The organism is Bacteroidota bacterium (assembly GCA_018266835.1).
Taxonomy (GTDB): domain Bacteria; phylum Bacteroidota; class Ignavibacteria; order Tepidaquicellales; family Tepidaquicellaceae; genus JAFDZO01.
The window spans coordinates 1396855-1414888 of record JAFDZP010000002.1 but is presented as its reverse complement, the minus strand read 5'-3'; the positions used below and the strand labels follow the sequence as shown (position 1 = coordinate 1414888).

Sequence of the window (18034 nt, the reverse complement as noted above, 5' to 3'; positions counted from 1 at the left end):
TGATTGACCAGGCAACAACTGAATCCAAAACAGCAAATAGTGCTTTAAACATTGGGATAAGTGTTTAAGATTGCGCCCCTGCCTGCCTAAGGTAAGGGCGCAATAATATAACAATTATAAACCAATAGTTAAATTAATTCTGAAAGTTCTTTTCTCGCCCGGTATTACACCGAATCTGTCGGCTGATGCAAGATAGTCCTTATCAAATAAATTAGCTGACTGTAATGTAAGCTGCCCTTTTAATTTCTTGTTGAAATTAAAATTATAACCTGCATATGCTCCTACAATTGCTCTTGTCGGTAATTGGTTATCAAAAGTTGTCTGATAAATTTCTTTTGAACCGTTTGTTCCGATAAGAACAGATGTAATTGCGCCGTATGTTTCGCCGTCTAAGAAATAATCTCTTGCTGCAAAGTTCATATCAACACCTGTGAAAAAAGATTTATATGTATAATTCAATCCTGCGTTAATCATCATCTGCGGTCCGCTGGCAAGATGCTTTCCTAATAAATCATTATAGTAAACATTTATTTTATCGCCGTTAGCATTTCTTGCGTTGTTGTTAAATACTCTCAAAGAGCCGTCAGGATTATTAATTACGCTTGCAAGAATTTCCTTCCAAGTATTATCCATAAAAGTAAATGAGCTGGTTAAGCCAAGTCCCGGTACTTTAATAAATTTACCAATGCCGATACTTAATTCAACTTCAACACCTTTGTGTTCTGATGTTCCTACAAGTTCTGTTTTAAATCCGTTTCTGTCGTAACCGGGCTGGCCAGCCTGTGTGATATCCTGAATGCTTGCAGCCTTATTCTGCCAGAGCATGTAGTATCCGTTTACTTTAAAGTTTACATCGTCATTACCGAATCCGAAACCTGCTTCGAACTGATTTGATTTTTCGTCTTCTGCGTTTTCATTTATTCTTCCCTGATTGTAATAAACACCAAGGTCAACAAATCTTTCAACGTGCGCAAAGTTACCAAAGAAATTTATATTTTGTGTTGCGTTGTAGTTGAAACCTATTTTCGGTTGGAAGAATCCGCGTGAACGTGAATTATTTACCAGAGTAAATTCATAAAATCTGTTATCTGTTCCTTTCATATAAAATTTTCCTGCTCCGTCAGGTCCTTCATTCACAAGTCCCAAAGCAGAAACCTGAGCGGCTGTAAGTTTCTTACCGATTGCATTTTCTGAAGGCATGTTTTCAGTCAATGTATATTTGTACCAGACGTACTGAAGTGATGTCATAATGTTCAGTTTGTTGAACATAAAATTACCTTGCCCGAAAAGTGTAAGCTGAGGCACTTCACCTCTGTAGTTTCTGTATTGAGTTCTGTATGTAGGATCGTTAGTTGCGAGGTTATAGGAGAAAGGACTTCCTAAATCCCCGGCAGGTCCTTCAAGATCACCCTGATATACAGGACGACTAAATGTAGCCGTCTTTACAACTCCTGCAACTGTACTTGTATCCGATGCATAAGTAAGATTGATGGTTTGCTTTCCGAATAAATTTGTAAATTGCCCAGGGTGGTCAGCTCTCCAGTTTCTGAACTCTGCACCTGCTGTGTACTTGAAAGTTTTGCTTACATCCTGTGAAAAACTTGTAAGTAATCCGTACTGGCTGTGAAGTGAGTAACTGATTCTCTGATTTGCATTTGCCAATAAATATTGACGGGCAGTGTTTGAATCGGCAATGTAACCGTCTGCGTTTAATCTGCTGATTAAAAGAGTATCTATTGTTGTTCCGTTGTAACCAACGTCAGGTCTCTTGATTTGAAATACTCCTGAAGTTGTAAGCGTGGGTCCGATATTAATTATGCTTCCGCCGTTCAATGATGAACCTGCGCCTCTTCCGAGTGATAAGAATGCAGTTGTTCTTAAAACGCTCTTATTATTTATATCATTGTTGTAGTGAAGTTCTAGCTGAGGCTTATGGAAAAAGTTTGTAGCAATGTTTACAAATTTTCCGTCATCGAGAGTCCTTGAGTAGTCGCCTTGCAATCCGTAATTTACTTTTCCTGTTGTTGCATTAGCAGGAAGCTGAGTAACAACATCTACAGGAAGGAAGAAAGAAGGATTTGCTTTGTAACCGTACTTTGCAAAATAAACTGCATCACCGCTGTTTGAAAATCCGTGTTCCTGCGGTCCGCCGTGTAAAACTAAATTTAATGTCTGCTTTGAAGTCATGTAGTAAGACATCGAAGTATAATAATTGTAGCCTTCATATCTTCCGCTAATACGTGAGCCTTCGCCGATTTTTCTATCAACATTAAGCGCGCCGGCAAATTTGCCGACAAGACCTGTACCGATATTAATTCCGTACATTGTACTTAAAGGACTTCCGAGAGTAAGATTTGCTCCGTAGAATGGAGTTAAGCTTGGTGTTTCAGTTAATATGTTAAATGAACCGCCAAATGAACCTGCGCCGTAAAGTGATGAACCTGCGCCGCGCTGGATCTGTATTGAGCCTGCGTTTGCAGAAACTCCGCCCCAGTTAGACCAGAACACTGAGTTTGATTCAGGGTCGTTTGTAGGAATACCGTTTATCAATACCTGAACATAATTTTGTGAGAAACCTCTTACAAGCATTTTAGTTTCGCCGTTACCAACTCCGTCAGTAGAATATGCATAAAGTCCAGGAACATTTTTTGTAAGAAGCGGAGCATCCTGTCCGTTGATGCGGGCTTCAATTTGTTTTTGTGTTACGTCAGTGAAAGCAACAGGTGTTTCTCTGTCCTTCGCTCTGTTAATTTCAACGATAATTTCTTCGGTGTTAACTGAACCTGTTTTCAGGTTGAAGTTTACCGTTGTGTTTCCTGTAACAGAAACTTCTTCGCTGCCTGTAACATAACCGACGTAAGTGGCAGTAATGGTGTATGTGCCTGCCATTAATCCGCTGATGCTGTATTTGCCGTAGCTGTCAGTGGCGGCTTTTTTTGTGCCTGCGGCAACAACTGCTCCGCTGATGGCTTCACCCGTTTCAGAACTTGTAACTGTGCCTGATACAGTGAAAACTACCTGAGCATTAGAATAATTAAATCCTGCTGCCAGAAATAAAAATGCCAGAATAAATTTGTAAAAATTTTGCATTAAGTTTCTCCTCTCCTTTGAAGATTTTTGAGCTGCAATTTTTTAGATAAGAAATATTTTAAATATTAAGAACTCTCTTAAACTTAATATAAAGTTTAAGTAAAAATTTAATTTTTCTTATACGGTGGGAAATTTTGTAAATATAGGAATTATTGATGGAGAAAAAAAGAGGCATAGAAAAGAATTGCTAAGAAAGCAAAGGAGTGTTAAATATACAAAAAAAGCAGACCGTAGTCTGCTTTCTTAATTTATAACTTTACAGATCTTAATCTTCAAGCGGTTTGAAATTCATTGAGATTGAATTCACGCAGTGCCTTGTATTCTTCGGAGTGAAACCTTCACCCGTAAATACGTGTCCCAGATGAGCTCCGCAATTTGCGCAGAGTATTTCCGTCCGCATACCGTCGGCATCTGTCTCGCGGCGGACTGCTCCCGGAATTTCGTCATCGAAGCTCGGCCATCCGCAGAATGAATCGAATTTGGAATCCGAATTATATAACGGCGCATCGCATCTTTTGCATGTGTAAACGCCCTTTGCTTTGTTGTTTGTATATTTTCCTGTGAAAGGCATTTCTGTGCCTTTGTGAAGTATTACCCTTTCTTCTTCGGGTGTCAGTCTGTTGTATTCCATGAAATATTAAACTCAGTTTTGGTTTAAAAAATTCAACTTCTAATTTAACCACAGAGGACACAGAGTTGATTCACAGAGAGCACAGAAAATTCTTTATTGTGCGACTCACTTTTTTATTCAAATTTAATCTGTGTACTCCGTGTAAAGTTCTGTGTTCTCTGTGGTTAAATTGAGCTATGCTATGTTTAGATTAAAAGGAAAAAATTATATCTTTAGTGTTTGTGCTATAATCGGTAAATTGCTAAAAATTTATAAAAAATGATACCACAATTCAAAAATCTCAACGAATCAGAAAAAACTGCCCTGCTCGATGCACCGGCCTTAATTGCTGTTTTAATAGCAGGCGCTGATAACAATATTGATGAAAAAGAAATCAATTACTCGGAAAAAATAGCGCATTACAGAGCTGGGAACAACGAATCTATGCTGCAGGATTACTACCTGGAAGTAGATAAGTTCATTCACGATGCTATTGCCCAGCAAATAAATACTTTGCCGAAGGATTTAATTGAAAGACAAAATATATTAAGCGAAGAACTTGCAAAGCTGAATGAGATACTGCCGAAATTAGATAAAGGATTCGCGACTGAGTTATATAAAAGCTACCTTACTTTTGCTACTTCAGTAGCAAAATCATCAGGCGGATTGTGGGGATATGCTTCCATTACTCCGGAAGAAGAAAGACTGCTGGGATTATCAATGATAAATAACCCTGCTCTATAATTATAAAATTTTTCGGGTTTGTATAATTCAATTTATTCAAACCCGAAATTCTTTTTATCCTGCCCAGGGTAAATCACCAACCTTCTCTCTGAAATCTTTTAATCTTACCCATCCTTCTTTACCGTTTGATGTTTTCAAAAGATACCAGTCACATTCATATTCATCGTCATAGCCGCCTTCGTTTTTACAGACGGGTGAAGTATCGCATTTCATCAAAGTAAACTTAGTGCCGGGCTTCACGCTTTCAACAACATCAGAATTATCATCCCGTGATTTTAAAATCTTAAACGAAGTCTTTACCGTCCCATCAACATTTACTTCATAAGTATCTTTTTTAACCATTGCAATTTTTCCGGTTCCTTTATCTATAATATATTCACCGTGCAAAGTCCAGAATCCCATAAAGTCATTGCTCAGGATTTTGCCGTTTCCGGGAACTTCAGCACTTCCCCAAAGCTTAATGCTGCCTAAAGGAAAAACTTCTTTGTTCTTCAATCTGTAAAAAAAATATTCTCCAACGTCACCGGTCCCGAAACATGATACCATTAAAGCAGGAGTATCGGAATCTATATCAACGATTTTTACTTCAAAAATTTCCGCTTCTTCACATTTATCTTTGTAAACGCTTCCGTTTATCTCAACTGTAAAATCCCCTGCAAGGTAACTGTACATTCCGTCATTGGTAACAAAGGAGACTTTCACAACATCCATTATATTGTCGTGATTTAAATCTCCGCTTAAAGTAGTATCCTTCGTTCCGGCAAAAGAAATGATGGAACCCAACATTATAAAAACAGCAAATATTTTTCTCAATCTGACTTTCTTAGATAATTTATTTTAGCAATGTAAGCTTTTTTGTTTCTGAATAATTTTTCGTTTCAATTTTATACATGTATGTTCCGCTGGCAAGATTGAACTTGTCTGCATCAAACTTTATTTCGTAGCTTCCTCTGTTATAATTTCCGTTTACAAGGTCTGCTACTATTTTTCCCTGCAAGTCATATACTTTAATCATTACAGAAGAATTTTCAGGAATGGAAAATTTAATATTTGTTTCAGGATTAAAAGGATTGGGATAATTCTGAGACATTGTATATTTATCGGCTATTCCTGAAATCTGATTGGGTGTAACATTAGATGCAGTTCCCATTTTTAATACATATAATCCCGTGGCAATATCTGCTGCAATAATTTTCTTTGAAGCAAAATAAGGATAGACATTCCAGCAACCCTGATATGCAGTACCCTGACCGACGTATGTATCAAAATGTCCTGCTTCCACAGGAGCGTTTCTGTTAGCGATGTTCATGACTATAACTCCTGCCTGATAATGAGCCATATATAACGAATCTCCTTTTATATATACATTATGAACCATAGAAGCGCCGTCATAAGGAGCAATATCAAAAACCTGAACAGGATTCATTACATCCTGAATATTCCATACCTTGCAATGATTTGAACCGCCTTCATCCGTTGTAAATAAATATTTTCTGTCTTCCGATACAGCACAGTTATGCGTTACTGCTCCCGGATATGTAAATTCTTTAATGAGCTTTATTGAATCTTTGTTCCTTGCATCAAGTATAGCGCAATATCCGTTATTTATACAAGCTGCAAAAATAGTATCATTTCTTATCTGGCAATCATGAACGTAACGTGTTCCCCACTGTCCGCGTTTTACAGGATTTACAGGGTCAGTTAAATCAAGAATAAAAACTCCGCCGTTATTATAATTTCCGCCATTGCAATATAAATATTTTCCTTCGATTGAAATTGAGTGTGAACGTGTGTAACCACTGAAGGTAAAACTCTTAACATAATGAACTGAATCCGGCAGATATTGTAAATCAACAATCTGCACGCCGAGTCCGCCTTCCGATACTATATACGCATAGTGAGAATAAGTCTTGAACTCACGGTAATTATATTGAGAGCCGGGACCTGCAACTGTTCCGCATGTTCTTATTAATGTAGGAGCATCAGTAATATCATAGAAAGTTGTTCCTGCATAGTGGCCGAGGATTGCATACTCTCTGCCATTAGGAGCAGTATATCCCCATGTTGATGAATAATGAAATCCGGTTGGTGTTCCGCCTGAAACAAATTCGCTTTTATTCCCCAGCATGGTCATGTTGCTTATTGACTGACCAAAGGAAACATTTATTAATAACAGTAAAATAATAGTTGTAAACTTTTTCATTTTTGATTTAATTATGGTTACTAATATCCGTAAGTTCTTTTTAATTATCAATCTCAATTATTATATTAATAAGTGATAAAAACGGCGCAAAAATCAAAATTTTTAACTGCATTTTGGAAAAATCTCGTAATGGCAAATTATGAGATTGACCCGGAGCTGCTAAAAGATTTTGTCCCCAAAAAAACGGAGCTCGATTTCCATAATTCGAGATGTTTTGTAAGTCTTGTAGGCTTCATGTTTTTAGATACAAAAGTACTAGGGCTTCCAATTCCTTTTCACCGAAATTTTGAAGAAGTGAATTTAAGATTTTATGTGAAATATGATGCAGGTGCAGAAATAAAACGAGGAGTAACTTTTATAAAAGAAATTGTACCGAAATCTTTAATTAAGCTCGTTGCGAATAATTTATATGCCGAAAAGTACGATTCTATGCCAATGAAAAATGAATTAAACATTTCAGATATAGCAATTAATGTTGGTTACTTCTGGAATTTTGAAAACGAATGGAATTATATTAAAACCGGCGCTGATAAAAAATCCTTTATGGCTGAACCGTGCTCGGAAGAAGAATTTATTACCGAGCATTACTGGGGATATACTAAGGTAAATGAAAACGAAACATCAGAGTATCAGGTCGAGCATCCGAAATGGAAGCTGCATGAAGTAAAGAACCACGAAATAAATTGCGACTTCGGAAAACTTTACGGTGAAAGATTTTCCGTTTTAAATAAAACAATCCCTTCTTCTGTTTTTCTTGCCGAGGGCTCAGAGATAATCGTCCGTAAAGGATGTAAACTTTAATTTTTCAGAAATAAAATTTAACCCCAATGCCTTCAGCTAAAAAAATTCTTGTTTTAGTATCAATCTTTTTTTATCTAATTTCTATTTTCAGTCCTGCGTATATCGGTATGCAGAGTGATAATTCATGGAACGGATTTATGTGTCTTGGTTTTGGCTGGATGGCTCTGGTATTTAATCCATCCGCTTTTTTTGCCTGGCTTGCAAATTTTCCATACTATGTTAATGTTGTAATGGTTCTATTTTCAAAAAGAACCTGGTCCCGAGTAGTAACATCTATAATAGCCGTTGTTACTGTTTCTCTTGCATTAGGCGCTTTTGATGTAACCGAACTAATGAGAGATGAAGGAGGGCATACCGAGCTTGCGGCTTATGGATTAGGATTATATTTATGGTTCTTTAGTATCCTTATAATGGTAGTTGCTGCCGCATTGCCGGGAGAGAAAAAGAAAGCAAATGTGAATTACATTAATAATCCAAATCCTATATAATAATTTTTTAAAAATAATATGCCTGCAATCAAAAAGATTTTAGTTATCGTTTCTATGTTATTCTACGTTGTTGCATGCTGTATAAATGCATATAACGACAAGATTGCCGATGGCGGTTTGCTTGGAATAATTTGTCTTTTATTCGGATGGTTATCTTTTACATCGGGATTTGCTGCGTTCGTAGCCTGGCTTGCAAACTTCCCGTATTTTATAAATGTGGTGCTGGTACTTACAGGAAAAAAGACATGGATGCGGATTGCAACTACGATGCTTTCTATAGTAAGTTTGTTTTTATCGTTCGGAGCATTTGGTGTATCTCAGATTATGAAAGATGAAGGCGGAAATATGCAGGATGTATCTTTCGGACCGGGACTATATTTATGGATGATTAGTTTTCTTATTATGATTGTCGCCGCAATTTTACCTGCAGAAAAAAAAGCTGTTGAAGTTCATTATATTAATAACCCTAATCCGATAAAGTAATTTTCTTCAATAAATTAAAATAAATAAAAAGGACCTGCCGATTCGCCAAAACAGACAGGTCACTTTTTTCCTTATGATAATACTACTATGAAAAAATAACTTTTATTATTTTACTACCATCATTTTTTTAGTCATGGTAAATGCTTCAGTTTCTATCCTGTAGAAATAAACACTGCTTGCAAGTGAAGAAGCGTTAAACTCTACCGTAAAATATCCTGCATCTTTTTTCTCGTTCACAAGATTTGCTACTAACCTTCCCGATATATCATATACATTTATTTTCACAAACGATTCTTTCGGAATATCAAAGTTTATCTTTGTAGTAGGATTGAACGGGTTTGGATAGTTCTGTGATAAATTCCATTTAGTCGGTACACCTACTGTAACAGCATTCACCAAATCGTAGTACTGATAATTACCGTTGAAATCAATCTGCTTCAATCTGTAATTATAGCTCGCTGAAGGAATATTTTTATCTTCAAATTTATAAGTGTTCTCAACGTTAGATGTTCCTTTTCCTGTTACGTTTCCAACTCTGTTCCATACAGTTTCATTTGATTTTTTTCGTTCGATCTCAAATCCCGAATTATTCAGTTCCGATGTTGTTCTCCAGTTAAGAGTTACATCGTTTTTATTTACCGATGAAGTAAACGCTGCCAGCTCTACGGGAAGCACTCCGTCATCACTCATTGCAAAAGATGAAAAGCCGGGAGTATCGAATGAAATATCTACAATATCTCCGTTAATTGTAATTACCGGTGTAAATGTCTGAACGTATGCATTGCCTGCACCAAGTCTGTGCACTTTACATCCGTTGTAATTATTACCTGAGTTACCGAATGAAGGATGAATTGATGCAAAGAAATCCATCTCAGCTTTTGTTGCATAGATATGAACCGTTACATTATCCGTCGGCTGAGTGGTAGGAGTGATAGTTACAATTCTATCCATCACCGTAAATCCGTTAACGATAGTTGTATCTCCGTTTGCGCCTGAAACTGTTACAGTGGTATTCCCCAGGTTTGAACCGGTTGTAATGAGCAGGGCAATTGCACCGCCTGAATTACTGAAGTTCACTGTTGCTCCTGCGCCAACATTATTAGATGTCGAACCGTTCAGATTGGAAGGTGAAACAGGAAACGGATACGCAAAGAAATTTGTATTATTTGGAGCAGATGCAAATGAAATATATGATACTCCTGTTTTAGGAACGATAAACATATTTCCGGGGGTACCGTTGCTGTAATCAGCAGAGAGTCCCGGATTCCATGATTGAAGTGAGCAGTCTGTTGTACTTACAGCTGCAAGGTGCTGCCTTGCTGTGCCGCCTAATGCAAAAAAATCACCAAGCAGATAAAGAGATGTTGAATTTCCCCACATACATCGTACTGTAGAGCCCGGATACGTTGCAGCGGAATTATTAAATGAACTGACTAGTACGGGAGTCGGACCTGACATATCAACCTTAGCGAGTTTCTGCACCGAGGTATTACCCATGAACTGACTGAATCCGCCGCCGAAGTACATATATTTTGAACCGTCATACCATCCGCTGGCAACCAATCCCCCGCTTACTTGGAAATCAAAATCCAAAGTTCCTGTTGCAAGATCGATTGAATTTAAATTCTGTCCGCCGGTATTGCATCCTGTTAACAACGATCTTCCGTTTGGAGAAAGCACAAAAAATCTACAGGTTCCTGTTGAAATGTAGTCTGTCGGAGTGTCAAAATCAGATGGCGTTCCGTCTGCAGCAACAAGGGCAACAATATGATGTCTGTTATGAGTAACATTGCCAGCATCTGTGAAATTAGTAAACTGCCCCCAGAAATATAAAGTGTCTTCTGTTTTATTTAATGTCATACATGTTCCGCCGCCGCCGCCAATACCATCGTTAAGAGTTGGAGGGACAAATGATGTATTCAATGTACCGTCGGAATTCAGGCTGGCTACATAACTTCTTGCCGTGCCATTTACTGTTGTAAACTGTCCGCCTATATAAATTTTTCCCGTAGATTTACTTATACAAATTCCGTTCACCTGAGCATTTGTACTGGCATTCCAATCCAGAACATTTCCTGTAGCTGCATCAAAAGCAGCAATATAATTTCTCGGGTAAGATGTTCCTGTTTTTGAATACACTTTGGTAAAAAATCCTGCAGCAAAAATTGTATCACCTGTAATAGATGAAACAATTTGTCTTGCAAAACCGCCATCGCCAAAAATAGGATAATTAAGACAAGAAGCAGATGAAGAAGTTGACGCATTTGTTGTTCCGCCCGCTGCAGCATATTTACCGTAATTCTTTTCAGCAATAACTGCAAAACTAAAATCAGTGCCGCACGGTAAATCATTAATTGTTGTAGAAGATGAATTTCCCGCTACAATAATAGGTGCTTGCAAATTTGCGCAAAGAGGGTCTGTTGCAGAAACAGGTGGAGTTGACCCGTACCTGTAAAAAATATAATAATTATCTGCGCTGCCGCCTGACCAGTTAAGTGTAACACTATTACTTGTTTCAGAACCAACTGAAACAGATGCCGGCGAATGTAAATAATCATCACCGCCGTTAAATACAACTATAGAGTTTCTGCTGCCATCCGCAAATGCAAGATTTCCTCCATCTGTCCATGCCATTCCATAAATATGTCTGAAAGCACACGCATTGTTTCCATCCAGATATTCGTTAGAAAATTGTGTCTGTACATCCGATGTAAGGGTTGGGAATGCTAGAACATTATCGGCTGAAGCATTGTTAGTGGTCGGGAAAGTATTCCACACCAGAACTCTGTACCCGCTGGTTGCAATTGCAAGTTTGTTGTTATATTTGCTGACGGATAAACCTGCAGGTGAATAAAGACTTGTTGCCGTATTTGCAAAATGACCACCGTTAGCAGAAAAATTCGTCTGGCCGATTACTAAGTTTGCCGATGCTCCGTTTGTTGATGGTATTGTATTGTAAATTAAAGCGCGGTTCTCGTTCTGAGAAAGAATTATTAGTTTTCCATCAGATGTAACACCTAAATCAACCGGAGCCAATAAAGTTGCAGCGGTTGAATTATTGCTTCCCTGTGTTGGAAATGTGTGAGCTGTAAAATTTGTCTGACCTATTACATGGTTTGCTGCTTTTCCATTGGTAAGACCACTCGATATATCATCCCAGATTAACACTCTGTCATTTGCTCCGTCACAAACTATTAACTGAACTGCATAACCTAAATCATAAGTAGCTATTCCATTCCCGTAGATTGCGTCAGAGCAATATAATGTGCTGGCGCTTCTGCCGCCGTTATTTGGCGCAGTGTGTCCTGCTCCAAATCCTGTTTGCCCTAACACAAAATCCGCAGGAGTCTGGTTTGAAGTAGGAATTGTATTCCAAATAAGTATTCTGTTATTTCCCTGGTCAACAACAAATAATCTTGTTCCGTCTGAACATACTCCGCTTGGAAGACTTAGTTGATTTGCATTTGCTCCTGAACCGTTTGATGTAAAATTAGCCTGACCTAACACAACATCTGCATCCTGATTATTTGAAGTCGGCATTGTATTGTAAATTAAAACTCTGTTGTTATATGTATCACAAACAAAAAATTTCCCGTCTCCTCCTGATGCGCTCGGAAGACTGAATACGTCATAAGGATAAGCCATAGAGTGACCTGAGAGTCCTCCGTCATTTGAGTTACAATCACCTTCCGGAATCCGCTGACCTATAATTAAAGAATATGGCTGTTCATTTGTAAATGTAGTTGTGTTTACTTGCGATGTCGTAGCTGTTAAACTAGGCGCAGTTACACTGTAAACACCTGAGGCTCTTGAATAAATAACAAATGAAAACAACTGCCCTGCCTGCAATCCCGTAACAGTGTATGAGCTTTGCATAGGATCAGTAATATTATGATAACCCGTACTGTAAGGATTCGATGGAACAGTATTTCCCCACTGCCAGCAGATTCTATATGCATCTGTACCGCCTGCAGAAGGTGTCCAGTTTAAAGTTACTGTTCCGACTCCCACAGAACCTACAGTAAAATCAGTCGGCGCCGGCGGCTGCGCTTGTAAACTGCCTGATGCAAAAGCCATAAAAGCAAAAACAAACAAGCTTAATATAATTGATGTAAAAATATTTTTTTTCATAGTTAGTAATTTTAAAAGAAAATTGTTTTGAAGTTTCGTTTACATCCTCTCAGTCCTCTTCCTGTTATGGAAGAGGACACTATTCCCGAGAGGATATTTGTTCCGTGTTATCCCACTTTTATTTTACAAGTACCATTCGTTTTGTGGAAACGAAATCAGCTGCTTCAATTCTGTAGAAATATATTCCGCTTGCAAAACCGCTCATCATACCCGAATTAAATTCAGCTGTATAATATCCCGCAGTTTGCTGCGCGTTTACTAATGTATAAACTAATCTTCCTGTCATGTCATATACATTTATCTTTACATAAGCATCTTTAGGAAGCTGATAATTAATTTTTGTTGACGGGTTGAACGGATTCGGGTAATTCTGTGATAAGTCAAAGACTTTCGGAATACCGACTTCAATTGTTCCGTTCAATTCGTAATACTGATAGTTGCCGTTATAATCTATTTGCTTCAGTCTATAATTATATTTGCCTGTTTGCAGATTTCTATCAGCATAAGTATAGTTTTGCTGTTGGTTGGTTGTGCCTTTGCCCTCAACAAAAGAAACTGTCTGCCACTCACCGCCTTCAACACTTTTCTTTCTTTCAATTTCAAATCCTTTATTGTTTTGTTCTGAAACTGTTGACCATTTCAAGTCAACGTTATTTTTATTTACAGCAGATGTGAACGATGAAAGTTCAACAGGTAACACAGGAGTATCATTTATATAGAATTTCGAAAAGCCGGATGTAGAGAATGAAATAATTACTGTCTCGCCGTCTATAGTAATCGAAGGAATAAATGTTTCAATGTATGTTCCTGCATTATTTGTTCTGTGTATTCTGCAGCCTGAGTAATTATTACCTGCGTTTCCGAATGAAGGTCTCAATGCTGCAAAAGCATCCATTTCAGATTTTGATACATAAAACTGTACAGTCACATTTGAGCCCGGCTGAGTTGTTGGATTTACCTGTAAGTATCTTTCAAGTACTACAAATCCGTTCACTGTTGCCGTATCTCCGCCAGCGCCTGCAACTATTACACTGGTGCTTCCCATATTTGATGAGCCGCCTGTTGTAAGCTTTGCCATAATACCTGCGCTGTTAGAAAATATTGTTGTAGAGTTTGAACTTATTGTAGATGTTGCTGTACCGTCAACATTAGTTGCAGGAGGTGTAAATGATACTGCTGTAAATTTATTGAAGTTATTGTTACCTGTTCCTACCATGTAAATTTTTCCTGAGGCATAAGTTCCCACAATTGTACTTGCAATCGTATGTGAAATCTGTCCCACCGGATATGCAGGGTCCCATGATTGTACTGCGCCGTCAGTAGTGCTGACTGCTCCGTATTTATTTCTTGCTGTTCCTCCAATGCTTGTAAATTCTCCTGTAAGATATAGTGCTGTTGAGGTAGCGAAAATTCTTCTTACGTTGCCGCTCGGTCTGTTTCCTGTACCGTTATTGAATGTTGTTACTAATACAGGTGTAGGTCCGGAGATATCAATCTTTGCAAGTCTTTGAATATTTGTATTTCCCATAATTTCTGTGAATGCGCCGCCGAGATATAAATAATTTCCCTGAATCACACCGCATGCTACAAGTCCGCCTGCTACCTGAAAATCAAATTCACCAACATCTGAACCTGTTGCAATGTTTACAGATTTAAAATTAAGTCCGAATGAGTTTGAACCGAGATAAACTGACTTACCGTCTTTCGATACTAAAATAAATCTGCATGTTGCCGCTGATAAATAAAAATCCTGTGGTGTGAAATCTGTTAACGTTCCGTCTGATGATAAAACTGATGCAAGATTTTTTCTTGCGCTTCCGTTGATATCGCTGAAATTACCTTCGATGAATAATGTATCGCCTGTATTGCTTAAAGCCATGCATGTTCCGCCCTGGTCTCCGACAGAAGCATTTATATTCGGAGTTGTGAATCCTGTCACAACAGAGCCGTCTGTATTTATTTTTGCAAGACGTGATTTTGCTACTCCGTTTACATCTGTAAATTCACCGCCAAGATACAAAGCGTTTCCTTTTTTATCTAAAAGGATTCCTTTTACTGTTCCGCCTGCATTTAAATCGCAAGTCCAGTTTAACATATTACCTGTCTTTGTATCTATAGCTGCCATTCCTAATCGGCTGTAAGTAGATGCGCCGTCTTTTGAAACAAATCCCGTGAAGCTTCCGCCAAGGAATGTTGTATCACCTGTGATAGAAGGAACTACACTCCATATTGTACCGTTGCCTGTAACAATCGGAGCATTCTGGCAATTGGCAGGAGCCCCTGATGTAAATGTTCCTGTAGCGCTTCCGTCCGAGTATTCATAAACTCCGTATGAGGGACTTTTCTCTGCATAAACTCTGAAGCTGTATGTTGCATTTCCATATACAGGACTGAAGTCATAAGATGTACCGGTAACTCCATGCATTATTTCTGCTGTCGGGTCATTTAAATCGGTCGGAGGTGTTGAGCCGTACTTATATGCAATTGCAAATTGAGTAAAGCTTGTTCCGTTTATTGATAAAGGAATTTTGTATTCTGTAGAAGTTGCTGCGGATAAAGACTGCGGACCTCTGGCTGCTGTATCTCCACCGTCAAATCTTAATACTGCATTTCTGAAAAGATCTCCGACATATAAACTTCCCGATGGAGACCATGAAACACTGTAAGGATACATATTGCATGCATTGCCTCCATTCTCATTTGAAAATGTTGATGCTGTATTTGCAGTTAAGTTTGCTCTGTTAAGAACTCTTGTTGCAGGCGCATTGTTTGTTGTCGGGAATACGTCCCAGATTGTTACTCTTGCTGCATAGTCGCTCGATACTGCAAGCTTATTTGAATTTGGTGATAATGAAATTGAAAGCGGATGATATGTTTCGTTTGCATCCGGTGTATAGTTTGCCTGATTGTGAGTAAAGTCAGTTTGTCCCAGTACAACATCTGCAGATGCTCCGTTTGTAACAGGGATTGTATTATAAATTAAAATTCTGTTTTCTTCTGTGGAAGATACAACTAACTTTCCGTCTTTGGTTACTGCTACTCCCGTAGGATGATACAATGTTGCTGCTGTAGAAGCATCGGTAAACGGAGAAGTTCTGGTTGTAAAATCTGTCTGCCCTATTACAACATCTGCTGGCTGATTATTATAAATATAAGTTACATCGTTCCAGATAAGAACTCTGTTATTGAATCCGTCGCATACGATTAATTTTCTGCCGTCAGTTGCCATTCCGTTTGTCTGTTCAAAACCATCGGTGAGATAAAGGCTTTTGTTATCGCAGTTACTGAAACCCAATCCATGATTTACACTGCCTGACGTGAAATTCGGCTGACCTAAAACATAGTTTGCAGAGACTCCGCTGGCTAAAGAGTTCAATCCTTCCCAGACCATTATTCTATGGTTATTAGCATCAGCTACAAAAATTCTGTCTCCTATTATCACGCAGTTTGCAGGTCCGCTAAGCTTGCTTGCAATGGTCCCTGCCGTATTATCTGTAAAATTCGGCTGCCCTAAACAATAATCCGCTATAGCATTGTTTGAAGTCGGAGTTGTATTAAAAACTAAAACTCTGTTATTTCCTTTATCACAAACATAAACTTTTTTATCTGCATCCATTCCTGTTACCAGTACACCTGAAGGACCTGCCATTGATGAACCGGAAAGTCCGCCATAGTTTGCAGTGCCTTGTGTTTCAGTTGTAGGTTGCCCTAAAATTAATGAAGCGTTTTGCCCGTTTGTAAAAGTATATTGATTTGTTATTGCCGTTGTAGTTGATGTACCTGACGGAGCCGTAGGTGAAAAGAATGTACCTGCAGTTGAAAATACTGCTGCCGTATATTGTGTTCCTGCCTGTAACCCTGTTATGGTATAGCTTGATGTAGATGTGCCAGCAACAGTGGCATATCCGCCGTCTGTTTCATTTGCAGGTGCTGTGTTTCCTTGTTTAAATACAACTCTGTATCCGTCTGTGCTTCCTGCTGATGGAGTCCAGTTAACAGTCATTGAACTTTTTGTAATTCCCGTTAAAGAAACATTTGTCGGTGCAGGAGGAGGAGATGTTTTGTATAATCTTATGTTTGGCTGTATTGAATATTGTGTTCCGTTTAAATTGTTGTTATTGGTATTTGACCAGTACATGCTCAAATTAACCGGATTCCAGTTTTTTGCAAGCACTTGTTTGGTATCACTTGTTGCTGCGCCGCCTCTGTCATTAAATATTATTACCTCAAGGTTATCTGTTCCGTTATAATTGAAAGGTGTATCAAGGTCTATCATTGCCCATCCTGCCTGATAAGAAGTATAAGGTGTTCCGCTGTAAACTAGAGTTGCAAATCCTATTCTGTCGTTTACTGTATATAAAAAATTGTATGTCTGCTGAACTGTGCTGCGAAGATAGATTTTTATATTTCCGAATGTGTTAGATTCTTTTGCAATAAAAAATCCAAGCTTTGTAATTGTTCCGGCTTCGCCGATATAGCTTTGAGGATAGATAGTTGCAAATCTGTCATAGGCATTGCTTTGATTTAAAGGAAAGTTATCTGTTGTGTTGTAATTATTATTCGGCGGAGCTACAACTGTTCCGTTTGGAAAAGTACCGGTGATATTAACTGTTGACTGAGCAAAGTTCCATTGCGGAGAAACATTGTTAGATTTACCTGCTGCATAAAATGTAACTGTCTCAGGTGAAATTGCAGTCGGCACAAATTTAACTGTCCATGAAGCAGAGCCTCCGCTTAATGCTTTTGGAGTTGAATGATTTGCTTCTACACTGCTTACTGTTGTACCTGAGCTTACCGGTAAAAAGAATCCGTGTCCATCCTGAACGGTTAAGTCAAATCCTGCCTGACCTGAACCTCCCGGAGAAATTGTGTAAGTCATGTTTTGAGTAGTACCAACAGGAATATCAGTATTGGGAGTAATACTGTTTGATAATCCTGCGTTTTGTGAACCGTGGCATGAACACCCTACATAGGTGCTGCCCGGCTTCTGAGTACATGAAACAGCACCCCCGGAGTAATCATACGCTACTTCATATACTGTTGCTAAAAATCCTATCACTAAGAAGGAAATAATAAATTTTTTAATCATGGGATAAGGTTTATTTAATTTGTAATTATTTTTTGAAAAATTATTAATCTGCTATTACGCCTGAGGTTTCTTTAACCCAGCTGTATAAACTTGTTTGAATTGTAATTTGTGATTTCAATTTTGTTTCCCCTATTTTACTTTGTAATTTTTGTGATTAGAGAACACGTCCCTGAATTTCAGAGACGCATCTCATTTTTTGATAGCGTAAGGCAAAAGATCTACCCTACTGTGTGCAGAATCCTCTTCCTGTTTCAGGTTGAGGAAAAGCTTATTTGTTGTTTGGGAGTTGTGTGAAAATTTCATTTGAATAAATTTTTGTTACTTACGCTATCGGTTACAAAATTACTCAATTTGTACCCCGCTCTTCAAAGAGATTTTATGGCATTTATAACAAG

The 18034-nt window shown here is 38.2% G+C and carries 10 protein-coding genes; 4 read left to right on the top strand and 6 right to left on the bottom strand.

Features of this window, described 5'->3' with window-relative positions:
- Positions 1–114 precede the first annotated feature (114 nt).
- Both JST55_07920 and JST55_07915 read right to left on the bottom strand, forming a co-directional pair.
- On the bottom strand, positions 115–3090 hold the full coding sequence (locus JST55_07920) for a TonB-dependent receptor (protein ID MBS1493421.1): 2976 nt from the start codon (positions 3088–3090) through the stop codon (positions 115–117).
- A gap of 265 nt (positions 3091–3355) precedes the next feature.
- Positions 3356–3721 carry a methionine-R-sulfoxide reductase gene (locus JST55_07915; protein ID MBS1493420.1) on the bottom strand — a complete coding sequence of 122 codons (366 nt, stop codon included), beginning with the start codon at positions 3719–3721 and terminating at the stop codon, positions 3356–3358.
- A gap of 258 nt (positions 3722–3979) precedes the next feature.
- Here JST55_07915 and JST55_07910 point away from each other — a divergent pair, with 258 nt between their 5' ends.
- A complete protein-coding gene (locus JST55_07910) occupies positions 3980–4444 on the top strand; it encodes a hypothetical protein (protein MBS1493419.1) in 465 nt (154 codons plus the stop codon).
- 54 nt (positions 4445–4498) lie between these two features.
- On the opposite strand, the gene JST55_07905 is transcribed toward JST55_07910, so the two are convergent.
- Positions 4499–5257 carry a hypothetical protein gene (locus JST55_07905; protein ID MBS1493418.1) on the bottom strand — a complete coding sequence of 253 codons (759 nt, stop codon included), beginning with the start codon at positions 5255–5257 and terminating at the stop codon, positions 4499–4501.
- Between the two features lie 19 nt (positions 5258–5276).
- On the bottom strand, positions 5277–6647 hold the full coding sequence (locus tag JST55_07900; GenBank protein MBS1493417.1) for a choice-of-anchor B family protein: 1371 nt from the start codon (positions 6645–6647) through the stop codon (positions 5277–5279).
- A 129-nt stretch (positions 6648–6776) separates the two neighbouring features.
- On the opposite strand from JST55_07900, the gene JST55_07895 reads away from it, so the two are divergent.
- From JST55_07895 to JST55_07885, 3 genes are read left to right on the top strand one after another with little or no spacing between them, the layout of a single operon-like run.
- Positions 6777–7448 (top strand): DUF2071 domain-containing protein, encoded by a 672-nt coding sequence (locus JST55_07895; protein MBS1493416.1) that lies wholly within the window; start codon positions 6777–6779, stop codon positions 7446–7448.
- A 26-nt stretch (positions 7449–7474) separates the two neighbouring features.
- Positions 7475–7936, top strand: coding sequence for a hypothetical protein (locus JST55_07890; GenBank protein ID MBS1493415.1), 462 nt, complete (start codon positions 7475–7477; stop codon positions 7934–7936).
- 18 nt (positions 7937–7954) lie between these two features.
- Positions 7955–8419, top strand: a complete 465-nt coding sequence (locus JST55_07885; protein ID MBS1493414.1) for a hypothetical protein — start codon at positions 7955–7957, stop codon at positions 8417–8419.
- Between the two features lie 105 nt (positions 8420–8524).
- Here JST55_07885 and JST55_07880 read toward each other — a convergent pair whose 3' ends face one another.
- Together JST55_07880 and JST55_07875 are read right to left on the bottom strand one after the other, a co-directional pair.
- Positions 8525–12550: a fibronectin type III domain-containing protein gene (locus JST55_07880; protein MBS1493413.1), complete on the bottom strand. Its 4026-nt coding sequence runs from the start codon at positions 12548–12550 to the stop codon at positions 8525–8527.
- Between the two features lie 118 nt (positions 12551–12668).
- Positions 12669–17639, bottom strand: coding sequence for a fibronectin type III domain-containing protein (locus tag JST55_07875; GenBank protein MBS1493412.1), 4971 nt, complete (start codon positions 17637–17639; stop codon positions 12669–12671).
- Positions 17640–18034: the final 395 nt, after the last annotated feature.